This window comes from Methylocystis sp. (assembly GCF_050251305.1).
Lineage (GTDB): Bacteria > Pseudomonadota > Alphaproteobacteria > Rhizobiales > Beijerinckiaceae > Methylocystis.
The window spans coordinates 12361-35175 of record NZ_JBFWNB010000028.1 but is presented as its reverse complement, the minus strand read 5'-3'; the positions used below and the strand labels follow the sequence as shown (position 1 = coordinate 35175).

The following is a 22815-nucleotide window of genomic DNA, read 5'->3' as shown; positions in this document are numbered from 1 at the left end:
CTGCATGATCGTTGAAACCGGACATTACGCGCTCGTTCTTGCGCTGGCGCTGGCGCTGGCGCAATTCGTCATTCCCTTCATCGGCGCCCGGCTGAATGACGCGGCGCTGATGCGCGTCGCGCGGCCGGCGGCGATCACGCAGTTCCTGTTCGTCGCGCTCTCCTACGGCGCGCTGACTTACGCCCATGTCGTTTCCGACTTCTCGCTCGTCAACGTCATCGAGAACTCCCATTCGCTGAAGCCCTTCATCTATAAAATTTCCGGCGTATGGGGGAATCACGAAGGCTCGATGCTGCTGTGGGTGCTCGTGCTTTCGCTCTGCGGCGCGCTGATCGCGATCTTCTCGAACGCCATGTCGGACAGGCTGCGCTCTGACGCGCTGGCCATCCAGGGTCTGCTCGGCGCGGCCTTTCTTCTCTTCATTCTGCTGACCTCGAATCCCTTCGCGCGCATTGCGCCGGCGCCGTGGGAAGGCCGCGACCTCAATCCGATCCTGCAGGACCCCGGGCTCGCGATCCATCCGCCGCTGCTCTATCTCGGCTATGTCGGCTTTTCGATCGTGTTCTCTTTCGCCGCCGCCGCGCTCATCGGCGGACGCATCGACGCCGCCTGGGCGCGAGTCATTCGCCCATGGACTCTCTTCGCCTGGATCGCGCTCACGCTCGGCATCGCGATGGGATCGTACTGGGCCTATTACACGCTCGGCTGGGGCGGCTTCTGGTTCTGGGACCCGGTTGAGAACGCGTCGCTGATGCCCTGGATCGCCGGGACGGCGCTGCTGCACAGCGCCGCGGTGATGGAGAAGCGCGAGGCGCTCAAGGTCTGGACCATCTTTCTCTCCATCCTCGCCTTCTCGCTCTCTCTGCTCGGCACCTTCCTGGTGCGTTCCGGGGTGCTGACGTCAGTGCACGCCTTCGCGAGCGATCCCGACCGCGGCGTGTTCATCCTCGCCATTCTCGTCTTCTTCATCGGCGGCGCGCTGGCGCTGTTCGCGCTGCGGGCCGGCGCGCTGCCCGTCGGCGGCCTGTTTGCGCCGATCTCGCGCGAAGGCGCGCTCGTTCTCAACAATCTGCTGCTGTCGGCCTGCTGCGCCACGGTCGTCGTCGGCACGCTCTATCCGCTGGCGCTCGAAGCGATCACCGGCGAGAAAATTTCGGTCGGCGCGCCCTTCTTCAACACCGTGCTGATCCCGATCGCGCTGCCGCTCGCCCTGCTGATGCCGATCGGCCAGATGCTCTCCTGGAAACGCGGCGATCTCGTCGCCGCTCTGCAGCGGCTGCGCGTCGCCTTTGTCATCGGCGTTCTGGCGGCGGCGGTCTTTGGCGTCTGGTATGGAGCGCCAGTCCTTTCGGTCGTTGCGGCCGGAATTGCGATCTATCTCGTGGTCGGCGGCCTGAGCGATCTGGTTCTGCGCGCGCGGGGGCGCTCGGGGCGTCCGAGCTTGAAACGACTGGCTGGGCTGCCGCTCTCCGCCTTCGGAACCTCGATCGCCCACGCCGGCATGGGGCTGACGTTGCTTGGCCTCGCCGCCACCGGCTGGGGCGTCGAAAGCATCGTGGCGATGAAGCCCTTGAGCTTCTACGACGTAGGCCCCTATCAGATCGGCATCGAAGCCGTGTCGCCGCGCCAGGGGCCGAATTATTCGGAAGTCTTCGCCGTGATGGCGGTGCGCAAGGACGGCGCGACGCTGGCGACGATCGAGCCGGCGAAGCGCTTCTATCAGGCGCGGCGCATGTCGCGCTCCGAGGCTGGGATCGTCACGCTCGGTCTCGGTCAGGTCTATGCGGCGATCGGCGAGTCGCATGAGGACGGCACGATCGACGCGCGGCTGTACTGGAAGCCGCTGGTGACGCTGATCTGGATCGGCGCGCTGGTCATGGCCTTCGGCGGCGCGCTGTCGCTCGCCGACCGACGGCTGCGCATCGGCGTCGCCCGCCGCGCCCCCACGCCAGCCCTGGAGCCGGCGGAATGAGCGTCGGAGCCCCCTCCCTGTCCCTCCCCCGCTTGCGCGGGAGAGGGGACCCTGATGATCGGCGTTTGTGTGGCTCTGAGGGATCGCCGAATCTCGCTCCCTCTCCCGCGAAGCGGGGGAGGGCTGGGGTGGGGGTGTTAATTGTGATCCTCCTCTTCCCGCTGCTGGCTCACGCCGTCACGCCCGGCGAAATGCTCGCCGATCCGGCGCTCGAAGCCCGCGCGCGGGCGATCACCATGGAGCTGCGCTGCCTCGTCTGCCAGAACCAGTCGATCGACGATTCCGACGCTTCGCTCGCCAAGGATCTGCGCGTCCTCGTGCGCGAGAAGCTCAAGGAAGGCCTGAGCGACGCCGAGGTGCGCGAATACGTTCATTCCCGCTACGGCGATTTCGTGCTGCTGCGCCCGCCGATGAAGCCTGGCACGCTGCTGCTGTGGAGCGCGCCGCTGCTCGCGCTGCTCGCCGGCGCCGGCGCCGTCTGGATGGCGGCCCGGCGGCGGCGCGGGGTCGTCGCCGCGCGGCCGGCGGAGCTGACGGCGGAGGAACGGGCGCGGCTCGACGCGCTCGGCGTCACGCGGCCGCGTGACGACGGCTGACGCGAGACATTTCCACCGGATCGGCGAAACTGAAGCGGCGCTGAGGCTTGTCGGGTGGAAGGCACAGCCTTGGCGCGCGCGTCGCCCCTATCTAAATTGCCCGCGCTGCAATATAGGGAGCGGAGCAATTCCGAGCCGCGCGCGCGGCGCTACCTGAAGAGCGGACCATGGCCCAGCATCACACGCCCCATTTCCACAATCAGCCCGGCGTCGCGCAGATCAGGATCGGGGCGAAGGAATTCATGTGCATCGGCGCGCTCCCGCCCTTCGACCATCCGCATGTCTATATCGACATGGGCGCGTCGAATGAGGCGGTCTGCCCCTATTGCTCGACGCATTACGTCTACGATCCGGCCCTGCGCGGCGGCGCCGACCCGGCCGAATGCGTCTATCGCGTCTCCGAAGACGCCGCCGCCTGACCGTCGCTGAGGGGTGAGCGCGCCGATCGTCATCGCCGGCGCAGGCGTTGGCGGCCTCGCCGCGGCCCTGTCGCTGGCGCGCGCCGGCAAGCGCGCGCTGGTCTTGGAGCGGGCCGCCCGGATCGAGGAGGTCGGCGCCGGACTGCAGATCGCGCCGAACGCCGGCCGAATTCTCGCCAAGCTCGGGCTTGAGCCGACGCTCGCCGCCGCGGCGCTGGAGCCGGAGGCCATCAATATCCGCCGTGGGAGGGACGGCGCCGTGCTGGCGCGGCTCGACCTTTCCGACGCCAGGACCCGATGGGGCGCGCCATTCCGGCTGTTCCACCGGGCGGATCTGCAGGGCGCGCTGCTGCAGGCGGTCCAGGACAATCCGCAGACTCATGTCCGCGCTGGCGCCCGCGTCGGCGATTTCGACGCGAGCGCGCGCGGCGTCCGCATGCGCGTCCATACGCAGGACGGCGTCGAGGAGATCGAGGCCGCGGGCCTCATCGGCGCGGATGGCCTGCGGTCGAGCGTGCGCGGCCATCTTCTGCCTTCCGAGCGCGACGCGCCCGCCTATTCCGGCTGCGTCGCCTGGCGCGCGACGCTTCCCGCGGACAGCGTTCCGGCGACGCTGCGCGCGCGCGAATCCAATCTCTGGCTGCTGCCGGGCGCCCATGTCGTGCATTATCCGCTGCGCGACGGCTCAATGATCAACGCCGTCGTCATCATCGAGGAGCCGCCGGAGGCCGAGGACGCCCATGCGAGCCTATCGCTGGCCGGCGCGGAGCTCGCGCGCCGGTTCGCGCCGCGTCGCACCGCCGCCGACCTGCGCGCGTTGATCGAGGCGGGCGCCGCCTGGCGGCATTGGCCGTTGTTCGCGCGACCGGCGCTGAAACAGTGGGCGCACGGACCCGTCACGCTCCTTGGCGACGCCGCGCATCCGATGGTTCCCTTTCTGGCGCAGGGCGCGGCGCAGGCGATCGAAGACGCGGACGCTTTGGGGGAGGCCTTCCTGCGCCTGGGCGCGACCGTCGAGACCGCCTTTGCCGCCTATGAGGCGGCAAGGCTTGCGCGCGCCGAGTCTGTCGTGCGGGCCTCGCGACGTCAGGGAGGCTATTTCCACATGAGCGGACTCCCGGCCGCCGCGCGCAATCTTGCGATCCGCGCGCTCGGCGGGCCCGGCATGCTGGCGCGCAACGCCTGGCTCTATCGATAGAGCGCCTTACGCCGGCCCGTCGCTTCTGCGAGGATTATGGCGGGACTTCGGCGGCGCGCGGAGCCGCCGGCTGACATGAACGCCGCCCATAGGCGTCGCGGATAACGACATGTGAACCATGATCGCTCCGCGGGCGCCCGTAATGAACGGCGCCGCGCTGACGCATGTGGGAGGCGATTGGGCGCGGGATCAATCGCTTGCGCATTGCGCGGAGGCGGCGTCGCGCGACGCCGGCTGTGCTGGCTCCGGTTTGGGCGCGCGGCGCTTCGCCTCGTTCGGGCCGCCGGTCGGAAACCTCTGTGACGAATTTGCGCTTCAAGGAAGGCGCGCCGTCGCGCCGACGCCAAAATAATTTCGCGCTGATCTGGCCCGTTAACCGCCCCGGCCCGCATAATTTAACCAGCATGCCTGGAAGCTTAAGCTGGGTCAGAACGCCGACGATGGAAGCGAGGCGCGTGCGCGATAAAAATCTTTATATATCAATCAGATGTTAGATTACATCGCATTTTATGCATTTCGGCGACACAAAATTATACTTACCAGACGTCTGAGCAAATCTAAACGGCTTCGTGTAAAATCCCACAGAAATACTTTTAAGGACAGCAAAACAAGAAAACTAACCTCGCCTCATGTCACGGAGGCGGGTTATGTTGGGCGTCGTTAGCAAGGCAATTGTGGCTCTCGGGATGGCGGGCGCGGCGCTCGTCGCGGTCAACACCAGAAGTTTCGCCGGACCCGAAACCGCGACCTTCGCCAAGCTTGGCGACGAAACCAGCGTGCCTTACGGCTGGGTGGATTTCTGTCAGCGCTACCGCGGCGAGTGCCAGGACGACGAGACCGCGCCGCAGGACATTGAACTGACCGCCGCCGTGTTCCGCAAGATCGCCCGCATCAACGCCTGGGTGAACGAGAACATCGATCCCGTCGCCGACGCCGATCATTGGGGCTCTGTCGACCAGTGGGATTATCCCACCGACGGCAGGGGCGACTGCGAGGATTTCGCGCTGCTGAAGCGCCGCATGCTGATCGAGGAAGGCTTTCCGCGTCAGGCGCTGTTGCTCACCGTGGTGAAGGAGAAGAACGGCGACGGCCATTCGGTCCTGACGCTCAAGACCAACCGCGGCGAATTCATCCTCGACAATCTCTCCAATGAGATGCGGCCCTGGACGCGCGCCCCTTACCGCTTCGTCAAGCGCCAGTCGCAGCAGAATCAGAACGCCTGGGTGGCGATCGGCCCGCCGACCAGCGCGCCCCTCTATGTGTCGCGGTGAGACCGGGTCACCCGATCGGCGTCAGCCCCTTCGCATAGCGTTGGCCGTTTTCCACATAATGTTGCGCCGACTCGAGATGGCGGATCCGGGCGTCCTCGCCGAGCGTGCGGATCGCCTTGGCGGGGGAGCCGACGATCAGCGAGTAATCAGGAAATTCCTTGCCTTCGGTCACCAGCGCATTGGCGCCGACGAGGCAGTTCGCGCCGATCTTCGCCCCGTTGAGGATCGTCGCGCCCATGCCGATCAGCGTCGCCTCGCCGATCACGCAGCTGTGCAAAATGACGCCATGGCCGATCGTGCAGTCGGGCCCGATGACGAGCGGAAAGCCCATGTCGGTGTGGAGAATGCTGTTTTCCTGAATATTGGTGCGCGCGCCGACGGTGATCCACTCATTGTCGCCGCGCAGGACGCAGCCGAACCAGACGTTGGCGTCCTCCTCCAGCGCGACGCGGCCGATGACATGCGCGCCTGGAGCCACGAAAAACCGGCCTGGGGCCGGCAGGCGCGGCGCGATTCCGTCGATCGTGTACAGCGGCATTGGCGAAGTCTCCTTGGAAAGAGGCGCGACATTGCCATTTCCGCCCTTTCGCGCGCAATGGCGCCGCGCGGCGCCGGCGTAACCTCATTCGGAAGTCATGGAAATTTGGACTATAAGTGGAGAGCGGGGTTTGATATTGCCGCTTGGCGCGCAGCCGGCGGGCGATTGATCGCGCAAGAGCCGCTGTCGGAGGACGCCCACTGAGCGCCATCATGTTGCGGGATCGGGTGCGGCTGGCCGGCGTCTCGGCGGCGCGGGCGGCGGGCGCCTTCGCGCGGGGCGCCGCCGCGCCCTATCACCTCATGAAGTCGATGGCGATCGCGCCGCCGGAGCGGCTGCGCATCGCGCCGCCTGAAATCAGGACCTCCGACTCGACCGTCGCCGATCAAATCTACGCCGGTTATTTCTCCTTCGAAGGCAAGACCGTGCAGGCGCGGGACGTGTCGCCGTTCCTCGTCACGCCGCCGTCGGAGGCCTGGCGGCGTTCGCTCACGGGCTTTTCCTGGCTGCGGCATATGCAGGCCTCGGACAAGAAGGCGGCGCTGGCGACGGCGCGGGCGCTCGTCGCCGATTTTCTTTCCGCGCCGAAGCTGCCCGCGGACGATCCGGCGATGGAGCCGGCGGTCGTCGCGCGGCGCCTCCTGTCCTTTCTGTCGCAGGCGCCGATGCTTCTCGACGGCGCCGAAGCCGATTTCTACGACGCCTTCATGCTGGCGCTTGCGCGCAATGCGCGGCTGCTGTGGCGGGCGCTCGCCGGCGACGGCGCGCGCGGTGCCGATCGCGCCTTCTGCGTCCTCGCGCTCGCCGAATTCGCCGTTTGCGCCGACACCGGCCGCAGAATCGCGCCTTATGTGTCGCGCGCGCTGAGCGCCGAACTCGATCGCCAGATCCTCATCGACGGCGGCCATGTGAGCCGCAACCCGCAGGTGGCCGTCGACCTGCTGCTTGATCTGCTGCCGCTCCGGCAGGTGATCGCTGCGCGCGGCCTGCAGACGCCGCCCGCCGTGCTGCGCGCCATCGACCGCATGATGCCGATGCTGCGGATGCTGCAGCATGGCGACGGTTCGCTGGCGCTGTTCAACGGCATGGGCGCGACGGCGCTCGATCGGCTGGCGAGCGCGCTCGCTCATGAGGACACGCGCGGCGCGCCGCCGGTCAACGCCCCATACGCCGGCTATCAGCGCATGGAGGCGGGCGACGCGGTCGTTCTCGTGGACGCCGGCGGGCCGCCGCCTTTCGAATTCTCGCTGTCAGCGCATGCGGGCTGTCTGTCGTTCGAATATTCGCTCGGCGTCGAACGCGTCGTCGTCAACTGCGGCGCGCCATCGGCGCCGCATCTGGACGCGCGCGAACTGGCGCGCGCCACCGCCGCCCATTCGACTCTGGTGATTGACGATCGCTCCAGCGCCCGAATCGCGCCGCAAAGCGCGGCGCGCCGGCGCGCCGGGCGCGTTCTTGCGGGTCCGCGCAATACGGACGTCGAACGCCGCCGTCTCGATGGCGAGACGACGCTCGTCTTGTCGCATGACGGCTATGCGCGCGACTTCGGCCTCGTCCACGAGCGCGAACTGACGCTGGCCGCCGATGGCGGCGCGCTCCAGGGCGTCGACCGGCTCATCGCCGCGGAAGGCGCCGGACGACACGCGGAAGCCCACGATTTCGCCGTGCGCTTTCACATTCATCCGCGCGTGCGCGTCGCCGCGGGCGCCGACGGCGCCGTCGAACTCACGCTCGCCAACGGCGCAACTCTGATCTTCGAATCGCTCGGGCCGACGCCCGAAATCGAAGACAGCATTTTTTTCGCGGCGCCGGGCGGCGCGCGCAAGTGCGCGCAAATCGTTTTGCGCGGAACGGCGGTTGCTGGCGTCGAGATCGCATGGAGTTTTAGGCGGCGCGCGGACGAGCAGGTTTCTCCGGGCCGCGAGGTATGATAAGCGGCGGCGCGATCTAGGAGTATGCGATGCCCGTCGATTTGCGCCGCGTGACGCGCGCGCTGATCTCCGTTTCAGATAAATCCGGCCTTGTCGAATTCGCGCGCGTTCTGGCGACGCATGGTGTGGAGCTTGTCTCCACCGGCGGCACGCGCAAGGCGCTCGCTGAGGCGGGACTCGCCGTGCGCGACGTCGCCGATCTCACGCAGTTTCCAGAGATGATGGACGGAAGGCTGAAGACCCTGCATCCCAAAGTGCATGGCGGCCTGCTGGCGATCCGCGAGAATCCCGAACATGAAGCGGCGATGCTGGCGCATGACATTCGGCCGATCGATCTGCTCGTCGTCAATCTCTATCCCTTCGAGTCGACGCTCGCGAAGGGCGCGCCCTTCGAAGAATGCGTCGAAAATATCGACATCGGCGGGCCGGCGATGATCCGCGCCGCGTCGAAAAATCACGACGACGTCGCCGTCGTCGTCGATCCCGAGGATTACCAGGCGCTGATCGAGGAGCTCGAGGCGACGACAGGCGCCACGCGGCTCGCGACCCGCCGGCGGCTGGCGCAAAAGGCGTTCGCGCGCACGGCCGCATATGATGCGGCGATCTCCAACTGGCTGGCGCAGGCGTTCGGCGAAGCCTCGCCGCCGCTGCGCGCCTTTGGCGGACGCCTCGCCGAGCCCATGCGTTATGGCGAAAATCCGCATCAATCTGCAGGTTTCTATCTCACCGGAGATCAGCGGGCCGGCGTCGCCTCCGCGCGTCAGCTGCAGGGCAAGCAGCTCTCCTACAACAACGTCAACGATACGGACGCGGCCTTCGAATGCGTGGCGGAATTCGATCCGGCGCGAACGGCGGCCGTCGTCATCGTCAAACACGCCAATCCGTGCGGCGTGGCCGAAGGCGCAACGCTGGCGGAGGCCTACGCCAAGGCGCTGCGCTGCGATCCGGTCTCCGCTTTCGGCGGCATCGTCGCGCTCAACCGCACGCTCGACGCCGAAGCGGCGCGCGAGATCGTCAAGATCTTCACCGAGGTGATTATCGCGCCGGACGCCGACGAAGAGTCGGTCGCGATCATCGGCGCCAAGAAAAATTTGCGGCTGTTGTTGACCGGCGGCGTTCCGGATCCGCGCACGCCGGGATTGACCTGTCGAACGGTGTCCGGCGGCTTTCTCGCGCAATCGCGCGACAACGCCGTCGTCGATGAAATGGAGCTGCAGGTCGTGACGCAGCGGAGACCGACGGAACGGGAGCTTGCCGATCTCGCCTTCGCCTATCGCGTGGTGAAGCACGTCAAGTCCAATGCGATCGTTTATGCGAAAGACTCGGCGACGGTGGGAATCGGCGCCGGTCAGATGTCGCGCGTCGACTCCTCGCGCATCGCCGCGCATAAGGCGCAGGAGGCCGCCCGCGCGGCAGGCCTGACGGAAAGTCTCGCGACAGGCGCGGTCGTCGCCTCGGACGCCTTTTTTCCTTTCGCCGACGGTTTGCTCGCCGCGGCGGAGGCAGGCGCCACGGCGGTCATCCAGCCGGGCGGCTCGATCAACGATAAGGACGTCATCGCGGCGGCGGACGCCCAGGGCCTCGCCATGGTCTTCACCGGCGTGCGCCACTTCCGGCACTAGCAATAGCCGCCGATCCGGCTAGAGTGGCGCCTTGATGCGGAAACGGAGTTCGAAATGCGTAATTCATTGAAACTGACGTTGGGCCTGGCGTTGATGTGCGCGCTTGCCTCAAGCGACGCCCTGGCGAAGGCCAAACAGCGGGCGCCCGTCGCGACGGGCCAGGTCTCAGCGGCCCCTGGCGATGATTTTCCGATTCCCCTGCCGCATAATTTGATGACCAACAAGGATTGGCTGGACGATGACGGGCCTTCCGCGGCGAAGGGAAATCTGGAGCCGAACCGTTACGCCAACGACAATTACTTCCTCGAGCAGCAGGATTTCACGCTGCAGGATCCGCAGCGCTACAACGAAATCGGCCAGTATTTCGATTACAATTACGGCTGGTAAGCGGCGCCGACTCTCAATGAAGATGGCCGGCGCGGGCCGGCCTCTTCATGCTTCTCTTGCATCGTGCAGTTCTTGCATCGCGCAGCGTCAGCACGCGGGCGTCGTGCGATAGCCGACCACATAGCCGTAGCGATTGTAGATCGGTTCGCGGACATAACCGCAGTCCGGGCCGCTTGCGGCCGCCGCCGCCACCGCGCCCAACGCAAGAGCGCCGCCAACGGCGTAAGGCGCCCAGCCATAGCCATGATGATGCCATTTGGACCAGGCCAACGCCGGCGTGGCGCTGGCGACCGTGCCGGCCAGAACGGCGGCGGCGAGAGTGGCGGAAATGATTTTCTTCGACTTGGACATGACGCTCTCCTTGCTCCTCTTCGCAAATTCCTATTGCGAATAGACGCAATCTAGAGAGCCTCCCGCACGATGTTCGTGTGTCGGCGCACAGGACGCGCGGTTGCAACGTCACGCCCGATCTGTCACGCGCTCCGCGCTTGGGGAATCGATCGCGGCGCGCTTACGCCTCGCTTTGCGCGAGCAGCTTTTGCTGATGATCGGTGATCAGCGCGTCGATGACTTCATCCAATTCGCCTTCCATCACCCGGTCGAGCTTATAGAGGGTGAGATTGATGCGATGGTCGGTGACGCGTCCCTGCGGAAAATTATAGGTGCGGATTCGCTCCGAACGGTCCCCTGAGCCGACTTGCTGCTTGCGATCGTCCGATCGCTCCTTGTCGAGCCGATGCCGCTCGGCGTCGTAGAGGCGCGACCGGAGAACGTTCATCGCCTTGGCTCTGTTGCGATGCTGGGAGCGCTCCTCCTGCATCATCACGACAATGCCTGTCGGAATGTGGGTGATGCGGATCGCCGATTCCGTTTTATTGACGTGCTGTCCGCCGGCGCCTTGCGCGCGCATCGTGTCGATTTGCAAATCCTTGTCGTCGATGGCGACGTCGACCTCTTCGGCCTGGGGAAGCACAGCCACCGTCGCGGCCGATGTGTGGATGCGGCCCTGAGTCTCCGTTTCCGGCACGCGCTGGACGCGATGCACGCCCGACTCGAACTTCAGGCGGCCGTAGACCCCGCGACCGATGATCTCGGCGACGATTTCCTTGAACCCGCCGAGAGCGCCCTCGCTCTCAGACATGACTTCGACGCGCCATCCTTTGAGCGCCGCATATTTCTGATAGGCGCGAAACAGATCGCCGGCGAAGAGCGCCGCCTCGTCGCCGCCGGTGCCAGCGCGAACTTCGAGGATCACGCTCTTTTCATCGGCCTCGTCTTTGGGGAGAAGCGCCAATCTCAGCGCGCTTTCCGTCGCTTCGAGGCGTTCGTGCGCCGCCGCCGTCTCGCTTTCGGCCAGCGCCCGCATGTCGGCGTCGAGCGCGGCGTCGGCGAGCATGGCGGAAAGGTCGTCGGATTCCTTCTGCGCCGCGCGATACGCGCGAATTCTGTCCACGACCTCGTCGAGGGCGGCGCGTTCGCGCGACAGCGCGACGAACGCCTGTCCGTCGGCGCCGACGGCAAGCCTGTCGCTGATCTCGTCGTAGCGGCGGAGAATGAGGTCGAGCTTGTCTTGAGCGAACATGGGAGGTTTCTTGCGGAATGGCGACGGCGACGATGGAAAGACAGGGGCTGCGCTACAAAGGCACGCCGCGCGCGATCGCGTAATCGCGCAATTGCTCGCGCACGGACGCGCCGCCGTCGTCGGACGCGAGCAGCGAGGCGAGATAAACCTGCGCCTCTTCGAGATTGAGGTTGAGGATCATCGACTTCACCGGGCCGATGGCCGAGGCCGCCATCGACAGCGACCGGTAGCCGATCGCGAGCAGCGCCATCGCCTCCAGCGGCCGTCCGCCCATCTCGCCGCAGAGCGTCACCGGCGCATTGTGCCGCGACCCGGCCGAGACGATGCGCTCCAGCGCGCGCAGAACCGGCCGCGAGAGATTGTCGTAGCGCTTGGACACGCGCGTGTTGTCGCGGTCGGCCGCATACATGTACTGCACGAGATCGTTCGATCCGACCGACAGAAAATCCGCGCGCTTGGCGATGAGGTCGATTTCCCACAGCAGCGACGGCACCTCCACCATCGCGCCGAGCTCCACGCGCGCCGGCGGCGGGTGGCCGTGACGTTTGATATGTTCGAGTTCGCGCAGCGCGATCGACTTCGCCGCGTCGAATTCGGCGACGTTGGCGATCATCGGGAACATGATGCGCAGGTCGCGATGGGCGCCCGCTTTCAACATCGCGCGCAACTGCATGCGTAGCAGGCCCGGCCTGTCGAGGCCGATACGGATGGCGCGCCAGCCGAGCGCCGGGTTCTCCTCGTCGATCTTCGCCATATAGGGAAGGATCTTATCGGAGCCGATGTCGAGCGTGCGAAAGGTGATCGGCTTGTCCGGCGCCGCATCCAGCACGGCTTTGTAGAGGCGGTATTGTTCGTCCATGCGCGGGAAGCGCGGCGCGAGCATGAATTGCAGTTCGGTGCGGAACAGACCGATCGACTGCGCGCCGGTCTCACGCAGATGCGGCATGTCGATCGCGAGGCCGGCGTTCATATGCAGCGAGATTTCCACGCCGTCCTTGGTAACCGCCGCCACGTCGCGGAGCTTGGCGTATTGCTCCTGGCGGCGGGCCCGCAGCCGCGCCTTCTCGGCATAGGCGCTCTGCACATCCGGCTGCGGCCGGACATGCACTTCGCCCGTCGTGCCGTCGACGATGATCGGATCGCCGGTTTCGACGATGTCGATTAGGCCGGGAACGAGCCCCACCGTGGCGATGCCGAGCGCCCGCGCGACGATGGCGACGTGGCTCGTCGGCCCGCCTTCCTCCAGCACCAGACCGCGCAGCCGCTTGGGGTCATAGTCGAGCAGCGCCGCCGGCCCCATGGTGCGGGCGACGATGATGGCGTTTTCCGGCACGCTGTCGCGATCGGCGACGTAGCTCTGGCCGGTCAGCTGATGCAGCAGCCGGTTGGCGATGTCGTCGAGATCATGCAGGCGGTCGCGCAGATAGGGGTCGGTCTGACGCTGCATGCGCGCGCGCGCGTCGTTCTGCACGCGCTCCACGGCCGCTTCCGCCGTCAGGCCGGTCATCACCGCTTCGCGCAGCCGGCGCACCCAGCCGCGGTCATAGGCGACCATGCGCACGGTTTCGAGGATTTCTCGCGGCTCGCCGGCGGCGATCCGGTCGCTGTGCGCGACGAGTTCGTCGATCGACTGGCGCATCGCGTCGATCGCATGTTCGAGCCGCGCCAGTTCGGAGGGCATATCCTCGGCGACGAGCTGCTTGATAACGACGCGCGGCTCGTGCAGCAGCACATGGCCGAGGCCGACGCCTTCCGACATCGGCGCGCCCCTCAGCGACGCGGGACGGTAAAGCGCAAGATCGCGAGGATCTTCGATCGCCTGCAATTCGCCCGAAGCGATCAGTTCGGCGAGCAGCATCGCCGTCGTCTGCAGCGCCTCGATCTCTTCTTCCGAATAGACGCGGCGCACCTTGTTCTGCACGACGAGCACGCCGAGCGTGTTGCCGCCGCGCAGGATCGGAACGCCGAGAAAGGAGTGATAGGCCTCTTCGCCCGTCTCCGGCCGATAGGAGAAGGCGGGATGCTCATGCGCCTCAGAAAGGGCGAGCGGCTCGGCGCTCTTGACGATCAGGCCGACAAGCCCTTCGCCCGAGTGCATGGTGGTCAAATGCACGGCTTCGCGGTTGAGGCCCTCGGTTGCGTAAAGCTCCAGCCGCTGGTCGGCGCGCAGCACATAAACGGAACAAACCTCGGCGACCATATTCGCGGCGATCTGCACCACGATCTTGTCGAGCCGCGCCTGCGCGCTGATCGGCTCCGCGCTGACTTCGCGGAGTCGGCGCAACAGGAGGCGCGGTCCGCCGAGAGCGCTTCGCATCCAATCCGTTCCCGTTTTCCCAGAATTTCGCGGCTCGCCCACCGCAAAAAAACCGCCAAGCGCCTGTAGATTGCGACAGTGGCCCTTATGCAGCGTATATTGGCGCCGTCGGCGGTCCGCAAGCGCGGCCTAGACGCGCAGGGACGCAAGGATCATACCGTTATTGCAAAGCTTGGCGAATCGGCTTGCGGGCAGGGCGCGAAGCCTCTACCAGTTAGACATCAGAGTTTGGCCATGACCGCCCACGCGCTTGCGCGCGCCATTGGCCGCGTGAGACGCGTTCTCCGAGCCTGCGGCATCGAGAAGAGATTTCGTGCGTCTGAAAAAACACCTGATCGCTCTCTTTTTGTTCGTCGCGTCTGCTCAGGCAATCGCCATGGAGTCCGTCAGAGTGCCGCAAGGCGCGCGGGCGATCGATCTGACCAATGTGATCGAGAAGCATTCCTCCGAGGGCGACCGGCTGCAGGTCTCGACCGCGCCCGGCTCTGACGGCATCGTCCGGCGTATCGAGGTCGGCGCCAAGGAGGCCGGCGCCCGGCCGAACTGGATCGTTTTCGCGCTCACCAATGACACCGATGAGCAGATCGACCGGCTGATCGTCGCGCCGCACTACCGATTGCAGGGCTCGGGCGTCATTTGGCCCGACCTCGGCTCCTCGCGCATCACGGCGATCACGGCGAGCCAGGGTTTTCCGCCGGAGGTTGAGGACGCGTCTGACGCCGACGTGTTCCGACTGACGCTCGATCCCGGGTCGACCGTCACCTATGTCGCCGAGCTCCGCACGCCGAACCTGCCGCAGCTCTATCTGTGGGAGCCCTCCGCCTATAAGGACAAGGTGACGAGCCTGACGCTCTACAAGGGCATCGTCATCGGCATCGCCGGCCTGCTCGCGCTCTTCTTGACGATCGTGTTCGTGGTGAAGGGCGCGGTCATTTTCCCGGCGGCGGCGGCGCTCGCCTGGGCGGTGCTCGCTTACGTGTGCATCGATTTCGGCTTCTGGGACAAGATATTCGGCTTCGACGCCAACGCCAATCGGATCTGGCGCGCCGGCGCCGAAACGGTTCTGTCGGCCACGCTCGTCGTCTTCCTCTTCGCCTATCTGAACCTCAATCGCTGGCATGTCCGCGCCTGGCATGTCGCGGCGTTGTGGCTGTTCATCCTGCTGGACCTCGTTGGGCTTGCGGTGTTCGACGCGCCGGTCGCCGCCGGCGTCGCGCGCATCTCGCTCGCCACCATCGCCGTCATCGGCTTCATGCTGATCCTCTATCTCGCGATGCATGGCTTCGAACGGGCGATCATGCTGATCCCGACGTGGTTTCTGCTCGCGGTCTGGGTGGCCACCGCCGGATTTGCCGTGGCTGGGTGGATCACCAACGACCTCGTGGCCCCCGCGCTCGTCGGCGGCCTTGTGCTCATCGTCATGCTGATCGGCTTTACGGTGATGCAGAACGCTTTCGCCGCGGGCGGCCTCTCGCATGGCGCGATCAGCGACGTCGAGCGAAAGGCCCTGGCGCTCACCGGCGCGAATGAGATCGTCTTCGACTGGGACGTGCCCTCGGACCACATCTATGTCAGCCCGGAGGCGGAAGCGGCGCTCGGCCTCGACCGCGGCGGGCTGGAGGGCGCCGCGTCCTCCTGGCTCGATCTGCTGCACCCCTTCGAACAGGACCGCTATCGCGCCTGTCTCGACGCCATCCTCGAGCAGCGGCGCGGGCGCATCAACCAGGACTTCCGGCTGCGCGCCGCGGACGGCCATTATCTCTGTTTCCGACTGCGGGCGCGGCCGGTGGTCAGTCCCGACGGCGAGGTCATCCGCGTCGTCGGAACGCTCAATGACGTGACGGACGAACGCAACGCCCAGGAGCGGCTGCTGCACGACGCCGTGCACGACAATCTCACCGGGCTGCCGAACCGGGAATTGTTCTTCGACCGTCTGGAGGCGGCGCTTGTTCTCGCGCGCATGGAGAAGGATGTCCGCCCGACGGTGCTCGTCGTCGACCTCGACCGCTTCAAACAGATCAATGAGCAGGTCGGCATGGCCATGGGCGACAGCATCCTGCTCACGGTGGCGCATCGCCTCACCAGGCTCGTGCAGCCGCAAGACACGCTGGCGCGGCTTTCCGGCGACGCCTTCGCGATCATTCTGGCGTCCGAGACCCACGCCGATCACGTGATCTCGGTCGCCGATTCGGTGCGCCGCTCGCTGTCGACTCCGGTGCGCTTCACCGATCAGGAGATCGCGCTGTTCGCCTCGATCGGCATCGCGCTCTACGACCAGCAAACGCATCCCGGCGTCGGCGATATGCTGGAGGACGCCGAAATCGCCATGCGCCACGCCAAGCGCGCGGGCGGCAACCGCATCGAAGTCTTCCGCCCGGCGATGCGGGCGCAGCGCTCGGACCGGCTGACGCTCGAATCCGATCTGCGGCGGGCGTTGGAGCGCAGCGAGATCAAAATCTTCTTCCAGCCGATCGTCAGGCTGGAGGATCGCACCATCGCCGGATTCGAGGCGGTGCTGCGGTGGGATCATCCGCGGCTCGGGCGGCTCGAGCCATCCGAATTCATATCGGTCGCCGAGCAGACCGGCCTGATCATCGACCTCGGACTTCTCGCGCTGGAGCGCACGGCGCGCGAACTCGCGGCCTGGCAGCGCGCGCTCGCCGTCGATCCGCCGATCTTCGCTTCGGTCAACATCTCGTCCCGCCAGCTGCTGCGCCACGATCTTCTGCGCGACGTCAAAAGCGTGCTGATGCGCAACGACATTGCCAAGGGCAGCCTCAAACTCGAACTGACCGAACGGCTGGTGATGGAAAATCCCGAATATGCCGCGCAGATGCTGTTGCGCATCAAGGAGCTCGGCGCGGGGCTTGCGCTCGACGATTTCGGAACGGGCTATTCGTCGCTCGCCTATTTGCAGCGCTTCCCGTTCGACACGATCAAGATCGATCGCTCCTTCATCAAACAGTCGGGCAAGGGCGCGCGGCCCGTCATCTTGCGCTCGATCATCGCATTGGCGCAGGACCTCGGCATGGACGTCATCGCCGAAGGCGCGGAGACCGAGCAGGATGCGATCGAGCTCTATCAGCTCGGCTGCGGCTATGCGCAGGGCTACGCCTTCGGGCGCCCGATCAGCGCCCGGGACGCCCGCCGCCTCGTCGGCGCCGCGCCGGAAGCGGCTTAGTCGCGTCGTGAGGACGCCGACGCTCGAATTCTGGTTCGAGTTCGCGAGCACATATTCCTATATCGCCGCCGAAGAGATCGAGAGCAAAGCCGACGCGGCCGGCGTCGAAATCATCTGGCGGCCCTTTCTTCTCGGGCCGATCTTCGCCGGCCAAGGCTGGCGGGATTCGCCATTCAATCTGTATCCGGCAAAAGGCGCCTACATGTGGCGCGACATGGAGCGTTTGTGCCGACGCAAGGCCATCGCATGGCGCAAGCCAAGCGTGTTTCCGCGCAACGGACTTCTGGCCGCTCGCGTCGCAACGGCGCTGGACGCCGCCGAGCAGCTTCCCGCCTTCGTCCGCGCCGTTTATCGCGCCAATTTTTCGTCCGACCTCGAGATCTCCGAACCTTCCGTCGTTAAGGATATCTTGCGAAGCCTTTCGCTGGACGAGGAAATGATATTTGGGCGCGCCAATGACGATGCGGCCAAGCGTTTGCTCCGTGAGCGCACCGATGAGGCGAAGCGCCGGGGCGTGTTTGGAGCGCCGAGCTTTTTTGCGAAAGACGAACTATTCTGGGGCGGCGATCGGCTGGAGCAGGCGCTCGAAGCTCTAAAGGAATGACGCGCGCGCTGCGGCGCGCTCAAGCGACCGGACAGTTCAACATATGACCAAGTCCACTTCCGGGCCTTCTCTTTCCGAAGCGCGCGCCGAACATGCGCGGTTGCAGGAAGAAATCGCGGCGCATGACCGGCGCTATTATCAGGACGACGCGCCGACGGTCTCCGACGCCGACTATGACGCGCTGCGCCGGCGTTATGAGGAGCTGGAGACGGCCTTCCCCCAGCTCGTGACGGCGGAGTCGCTGACGAAGAAAGTCGGCGCCAGGCCGTCGGAAAAATTCGCCAAGGTGAAGCACGCCGTGCCGATGCTGTCGCTCGGCAACGTGTTCTCGGACGAAGAGGTGCTTGAATTCGTCGCGCGCGTGCGACGCTTTCTCGGTCTGGCCGATTCGACCCAGATCGCCTTCACGGCGGAGCCGAAGATCGACGGCCTGTCCTGTTCGCTGCGCTACGAGAAAGGCCGTCTCGTGCAGGCGGCGACGCGCGGCGACGGCTATGAGGGCGAGGACGTCACCGCCAATGTCCGCGCCGTCGACGAGATTCCGCAGCGGCTGCATGGGGATCATTCCGACGTCTTTGAGGTGCGCGGCGAAGTCTACATGACGCATAAGGACTTCGCGGCGTTGAACGCGCGGCAAGAAGCGTCCGGCAAGACGCCGTTCGCCAATCCGCGCAACGCCGCCGCCGGTTCGCTGCGGCAGCTCGATCCGAACATCACCGCCGAACGGCCGCTGCATTTCTTCGCCTATGCCTGGGGCGAGGCGTCCGCGCTTCCGGCGAAGACGCAAATGGGCGCGCTCGACGCGATGCGCCGTTACGGCCTGCCGGTCAATCCGCTGACGACGCTCTGCGCCAGCACGGACGACATGCTGGCGCATTACCGCGCGATCGAAGCGCAGCGCGCGACGCTCGGCTATGACATCGACGGCCTCGTCTACAAGGTGGACGACATCGCGCTGCAGGAGCGGCTCGGTTTCGTCTCGCGCGCGCCGCGCTGGGCCGTCGCGCGCAAATTTCCAGCCGAGCGCGCCACGACGATTCTGCGCGACATCGAGATTCAGGTCGGGCGCACGGGCGCGCTGACGCCTGTCGCACGGCTCGAGCCCGTCACGGTCGGCGGCGTCGTCGTGCAGAACGCGACGCTGCACAATGAAGACGAGATCGCGCGCAAGGACATCCGCATCGGCGACACGGTCGTCGTGCAGCGCGCCGGCGACGTGATTCCGCAAATCGTCGAAGTCGTAAAGGAGAAGCGGCCGCATGACGCCAAGCCTTACGAATTTCCGCATGTCTGCCCGCGCTGCGGCTCGGCGGCGCTGCGCGAGATCGACGAGAAGACCGGCGAAGCCGATGTCGTGCGCCGCTGCACGGGATCGCTCATCTGTCCGGCGCAGGCGGTCGAGCGACTGAAACATTTCGCCTCGCGCAACGCCTTGGACATCGAAGGGCTCGGCGACAAGCAGATCGAATATTTCTTTCAGGAGGGGCTGATCCGTACGCCCTCCGACATCTTCACGCTAGAGGAGCGCGACCGCGCGAGCCTCGCCAAGATCAAGAACCGCGAGGGCTTTGGCGAAACCTCCGTGCGCAATCTCTTTGCGGCGATCGAGGCGCGCCGGAAAGTTCCGATCAATCGCTTCATCTATGCGCTAGGCGTGCGCCATGTCGGCGAGACCAATGCGCGGCGGCTGGCGCGCCATTTCGGCGATTTCGAGACTCTACGGGCGACGGCGCGCGAGGCGGATTCCGGCAGCGAGGCGCGCGCCCGGATCGATTCGATCGACGGCGTCGGCCCCGTTGTCGCTGAAGCGCTGCATGATTTCTTCGCCGAGCCGCACAATGAGCGCGAGATCGATGCGCTCTTGAAGCAGGTCGCGTTGGAGCCCATGCCGGCTGTGGCCTCGACCTCGCCTGTCGCCGGCAAGACGGTGGTGTTCACGGGATCGCTCGAACGGCTGACGCGCGACGAAGCCAAGGCGCAGGCCGAGCGCTTCGGCGCGCATGTCGCGGGGTCGGTGTCGAAGAAGACCGATCTCGTGGTCGCCGGCCCTGGCGCCGGCTCGAAGCTCAAGAAGGCCGCCGAGCTGGGGATCGAAGTGATCAGCGAAGACGAGTGGTTTACGCGGACGGGGCAGGGGTGAGTTTGACGACGCTGCACGACGGCCTCGTCCTTCGAGACGCGAGCTTCGCTCGCTCCTCAGGATGAGGCCTAAGCAGCCGGAGCAATAAAGCCCCTCATGCTGAGGAGCCTGCGAAGCAGGCGTCTCGAAGCGCGAGGGGCGGCCGAATAGCGAGGCGCGGCTGGCGTCTCTTCGTCACACCGCCCTTGTTCCGGGCGTGTCGTCCTTCCGATAGGCCGTGCCGAACACGTAGTCCCACCAGATCGCGTGCACGCCGAAGCCTTTCTCGGCGTCGCGGAAATGATGCAGCATGTGCAGGCGCTTCACCATCCGGCCGAAGTCGGTTTTCGGCTGGCCGTGATGCGTCCAGTAATGCACGCAGTCATAGATCACATAGCCGCCGATGAAGCCCGCCAGCGCCGGCCAGGCGAAGGTCGGCCCGAAGATCAGCCGCGCGCAGACGAGCGCGATCAGCATGATCGGTCCCGACAGCAGCGGCGGCATGACGAGCCGCAGCGGGTCGCTCGGATAGATGTGATGCACGCCGTGGATGAGGAACTGGAACCGAGGCCCGAGTCCGAAGGGCAGCGGAAAGACCGTGTGAAAAAGATAGCGGTGGCCGAAATATTCGGTGAGCGTCCAGCCAAGATAGCCGACGACGAGGCCAAGCGCGACCAGCGCCGGACTGTTGAGCGTGAGGGAATAGATCAGGAGGCCGAGAATGATCGGGCAGTAGACGATCACCGGCGTCAGATGATGCACGCGCGAGAGCTTGTCGAGAATGTCGCTCTCGAAGAGGCGGGGCGAAGCGTCGAGCGCTTCCGTTCTTGCGTCCTGCGACATGGGCTACTCCGCCGGCGACATGGCGTGCGCGCCGCGCGCGGCCTGCGTCACATTTTCAGATCTGGTTCCGAGCGAATAGGTCGGATCGAAGATGAAGGTGACGAGCAGCGCCACCCAGGAGCGATGGCAGCGCAAGTCGTCATAGAACTCCGGCGCCATCGCCTTCAGCTCGGGCAGCCGGTTCCACGGGATCTCGTGAAAATCGTGATGCTCATTGTGATAGCCGATGTTCAGCGCAAGCGTGTTCAGCGGGCCGTAATAGTCGAAGGTTCCCTGGTCGGGGCCGAAGGCGAAATGCTCCTGCAGCCAGCGCGCGCTCAACGGATGCAAGCCGCCGACGGAGAACCAGAAGGAGAAGAAGAGATAGAGCAGGGCGTTTGGCCCGAAAGCCCACAGCACGAAAAGATCGAAGAGGGCGATGACGCCGATATTGACGTAGGTCCAGGTTCCCCAGATCGGCACTGTGCCTTTCAGGCGCGACAGGCGCGCAAGCTGAATGACCGGGAAGAAGAAAATCCAGACGGCCTTGCGCCAGGCGCTGTTGCCGACCCATTCGACTTCCCAGCGGCTTGGGATGTCGGCGTCGTAGTCGTACGCCGAGAGATGCGAGTGATGCTTGATATGGTAGCAGCGAAAGCCCATCGCCGTCGGAAAGGCGTTCGGCAGATCGGCGAGGATCGCGGTCCATTTGTTGGCGAGCGGGCTGTCGAAGACGCAATTGTGAATCGCGTCGTGGATGATGACGAAATTGGCGTGATTGGCGAAGGCGCCGACGCAGATCGCCATCAGCAGCGACAGCCACCAATAGGAGAGGCCCAGCGCGCCCAGGACCGCCGCGATCAAAAGCTGACCGGCGAAAATCGCCGCCGTGATCTTGAAGGTCACGGGATCCTTGCCGAAGAGTTCGCGCACTTGCGGATATTTCTCAAGGATCAGCCTGCGGCGCTCGACATGCGAGCGGTCGGCGCCATTGGCGGTGACGGATATGCCGTTCATGACGTTGCATCCTGTAGCGGAGTTGCCTTGACGCCGTCGCGCATACGCAGGGCCTCGCCGTCGTCGCCGACTGTGAGGCGCTTTCCGTAAATACGATGAATCTTGTCGACCTTGCCGCCGAACATTTCGATCGGCCGGCGCATGTCGGCGTTGCTCTCCAACACCCAGCCGGCTTCGAGATGCGGAACGCGGATCTTCGCGCCGCGCCGCCGCATCTCTTCGATCAGCGACAGCAGAATGGCGCCGCCGGTGGCGCTTTTCTGCAGCGACTTTCGCGTGCCGAGCAGCAGCAGCCGCGCCGACTGGAACTGATGCGAACGCAACCGTGCGAACGCGCGCGCCCAGCCGAAGGGAAACAGGCGTCCGTTGAGATCGGCGAGAATCTCATTGAGATTGGGAAGCGCGATCGCAAACGACTGCGGAACGCCGTCGAGTTCGACGACGATGCCGAAATCCGCCGGCACGAGATATTGCAGCGCGTCGGCGTCGGAATCGAACTCTTCCTTGGTGAAGGGCACGAAACCCCAATTGCCGCTCCAGCCGTCGTTGAACAGCTCGGCCATCAAAGCGGTTTCGCCCTGTTTCAGGGCTTTCATATTCAATGGCCTGAGCTTCAGCCGATCGCGCCATTCGCGCCGCGTCGAAATGCGCGCAGGCTTGTCGATCTCATCGCTTGAAATCTCGAAACGGTAGGACAGCAGGTCCTGCGCCTTCTCATAGCCCAGCGCCTCGAGATGGCGCGAGAGATAGGGCGGATGCCAGGGCATGAAGAACATCGGCGTCGCGTCGAAGCCGTCGACGAGAAGTCCGCACTCCTTGTTGACCGACGGCGAGAACGGCCCGTTGATCCGCTCCGCGCCTTTGGCGCGCAGCCAGTCTTCGGCGGCCTGCGTCAGCGCGCGCACGACCTCGATGTCGTCAATGGCGTCGAGCGCGCCGAATTGCGCATTGGAGGCGCCGACCGGCGTGACGCCGGGCTTGTAGATCTGCGCCATGACGCGCCCGACCCACTGGCCGTCGCGCCGGGCGAGAAACTTCTGCTCCTCGACAAGCTTGTAATGCGGGTTGAGCTTATGCGCGAAGACGGTCCAGCGCTCGATGTCGAGCGGCGGCGCGAAGCCCGGCGCCCCGGCGTAGAGCAGCCGCGGCAGCCTGCAGAAGGTCGCAAAGCGCGAAAGGCCGACGACCGGAAGAATCTCGATCCGCGCCATGAGACAAGTCCTAGCGGCCGTTGAGCCG

At 65.6% G+C, this 22815-nt stretch carries 18 protein-coding genes; 11 read left to right on the top strand and 7 right to left on the bottom strand.

The features are described from left to right. Positions 1-4 precede the first annotated feature (4 nt). The 5 genes from AB7F41_RS10840 to AB7F41_RS10820 all read left to right on the top strand — a co-directional run bounded on the left by AB7F41_RS10840 (position 5) and on the right by AB7F41_RS10820 (position 5456). Positions 5-1972 (top strand): heme lyase CcmF/NrfE family subunit, encoded by a 1968-nt coding sequence (locus tag AB7F41_RS10840; protein ID WP_428406575.1) that lies wholly within the window; start codon positions 5-7, stop codon positions 1970-1972. A gap of 128 nt (positions 1973-2100) precedes the next feature. After that, positions 2101-2568, top strand: coding sequence for a cytochrome c-type biogenesis protein (locus tag AB7F41_RS10835; protein ID WP_428383914.1), 468 nt, complete (start codon positions 2101-2103; stop codon positions 2566-2568). Positions 2569-2735: 167 nt separating this feature from the next. Continuing rightward, complete coding sequence (locus AB7F41_RS10830) at positions 2736-2987, top strand: zinc-finger domain-containing protein (protein ID WP_428383912.1); 252 nt, start codon at positions 2736-2738, stop codon at positions 2985-2987. Positions 2988-3000: 13 nt separating this feature from the next. After that, positions 3001-4185 carry an FAD-dependent monooxygenase gene (locus AB7F41_RS10825; RefSeq protein ID WP_428383910.1) on the top strand — a complete coding sequence of 395 codons (1185 nt, stop codon included), beginning with the start codon at positions 3001-3003 and terminating at the stop codon, positions 4183-4185. 647 nt (positions 4186-4832) lie between these two features. Beyond that, positions 4833-5456 (top strand): transglutaminase-like cysteine peptidase, encoded by a 624-nt coding sequence (locus AB7F41_RS10820; protein WP_428383908.1) that lies wholly within the window; start codon positions 4833-4835, stop codon positions 5454-5456. A 7-nt stretch (positions 5457-5463) separates the two neighbouring features. Here the strand turns inward: AB7F41_RS10820 and AB7F41_RS10815 are convergent, their stop codons facing one another. Next, the gene (locus AB7F41_RS10815; RefSeq protein WP_428383907.1) at positions 5464-5994 is read right to left on the bottom strand and encodes a gamma carbonic anhydrase family protein; all 531 of its coding nucleotides are present in this window, start codon (positions 5992-5994) and stop codon (positions 5464-5466) included. Between the two features lie 212 nt (positions 5995-6206). Here AB7F41_RS10815 and AB7F41_RS10810 point away from each other — a divergent pair, with 212 nt between their 5' ends. The 3 genes from AB7F41_RS10810 to AB7F41_RS10800 are packed head-to-tail and all read left to right on the top strand — an operon-like array spanning position 6207 to position 9934. Continuing rightward, positions 6207-7925 (top strand): heparinase II/III family protein, encoded by a 1719-nt coding sequence (locus AB7F41_RS10810; RefSeq protein ID WP_428383905.1) that lies wholly within the window; start codon positions 6207-6209, stop codon positions 7923-7925. A 29-nt stretch (positions 7926-7954) separates the two neighbouring features. Beyond that, complete coding sequence (purH, locus tag AB7F41_RS10805) at positions 7955-9547, top strand: bifunctional phosphoribosylaminoimidazolecarboxamide formyltransferase/IMP cyclohydrolase (protein WP_428383903.1); 1593 nt, start codon at positions 7955-7957, stop codon at positions 9545-9547. 54 nt (positions 9548-9601) lie between these two features. Further along, positions 9602-9934, top strand: a complete 333-nt coding sequence (locus AB7F41_RS10800; protein ID WP_428383902.1) for a cellulose-binding protein — start codon at positions 9602-9604, stop codon at positions 9932-9934. An 87-nt stretch (positions 9935-10021) separates the two neighbouring features. On the opposite strand, the gene AB7F41_RS10795 is transcribed toward AB7F41_RS10800, so the two are convergent. The 3 genes from AB7F41_RS10795 to ptsP all read right to left on the bottom strand — a co-directional run bounded on the left by AB7F41_RS10795 (position 10022) and on the right by ptsP (position 13833). After that, the gene (locus AB7F41_RS10795; protein ID WP_428383900.1) at positions 10022-10285 is read right to left on the bottom strand and encodes a hypothetical protein; all 264 of its coding nucleotides are present in this window, start codon (positions 10283-10285) and stop codon (positions 10022-10024) included. 160 nt (positions 10286-10445) lie between these two features. Beyond that, positions 10446-11516 (bottom strand): peptide chain release factor 1, encoded by a 1071-nt coding sequence (gene prfA / locus AB7F41_RS10790; RefSeq protein ID WP_428383898.1) that lies wholly within the window; start codon positions 11514-11516, stop codon positions 10446-10448. Between the two features lie 52 nt (positions 11517-11568). Next, a complete protein-coding gene (gene ptsP, locus AB7F41_RS10785) occupies positions 11569-13833 on the bottom strand; it encodes a phosphoenolpyruvate--protein phosphotransferase (RefSeq protein ID WP_428383896.1) in 2265 nt (754 codons plus the stop codon). 376 nt (positions 13834-14209) lie between these two features. Here ptsP and AB7F41_RS10780 point away from each other — a divergent pair, with 376 nt between their 5' ends. The 3 genes from AB7F41_RS10780 to ligA are packed head-to-tail and all read left to right on the top strand — an operon-like array spanning position 14210 to position 19758. After that, positions 14210-17014 carry an EAL domain-containing protein gene (locus AB7F41_RS10780; RefSeq protein WP_428383894.1) on the top strand — a complete coding sequence of 935 codons (2805 nt, stop codon included), beginning with the start codon at positions 14210-14212 and terminating at the stop codon, positions 17012-17014. A gap of 7 nt (positions 17015-17021) precedes the next feature. After that, positions 17022-17618 (top strand): 2-hydroxychromene-2-carboxylate isomerase, encoded by a 597-nt coding sequence (locus AB7F41_RS10775; protein WP_428383893.1) that lies wholly within the window; start codon positions 17022-17024, stop codon positions 17616-17618. 43 nt (positions 17619-17661) lie between these two features. Continuing rightward, positions 17662-19758, top strand: coding sequence for an NAD-dependent DNA ligase LigA (ligA, locus tag AB7F41_RS10770; protein ID WP_428383891.1), 2097 nt, complete (start codon positions 17662-17664; stop codon positions 19756-19758). Positions 19759-19932: 174 nt separating this feature from the next. Here ligA and AB7F41_RS10765 read toward each other — a convergent pair whose 3' ends face one another. Genes AB7F41_RS10765 through AB7F41_RS10755 form a run of 3 tightly spaced genes read right to left on the bottom strand, consistent with a single transcriptional unit; the run spans position 19933 to position 22787 of the window. Then, positions 19933-20580 carry a sterol desaturase family protein gene (locus AB7F41_RS10765; protein WP_428383889.1) on the bottom strand — a complete coding sequence of 216 codons (648 nt, stop codon included), beginning with the start codon at positions 20578-20580 and terminating at the stop codon, positions 19933-19935. A gap of 3 nt (positions 20581-20583) precedes the next feature. Then, complete coding sequence (locus tag AB7F41_RS10760) at positions 20584-21576, bottom strand: fatty acid desaturase (protein ID WP_428383887.1); 993 nt, start codon at positions 21574-21576, stop codon at positions 20584-20586. Further along, complete coding sequence (locus AB7F41_RS10755; protein ID WP_428383885.1) at positions 21573-22787, bottom strand: hypothetical protein; 1215 nt, start codon at positions 22785-22787, stop codon at positions 21573-21575. The genes AB7F41_RS10760 and AB7F41_RS10755 overlap by 4 nt, the downstream gene beginning before the upstream one ends. Positions 22788-22815 lie beyond the last annotated feature (28 nt).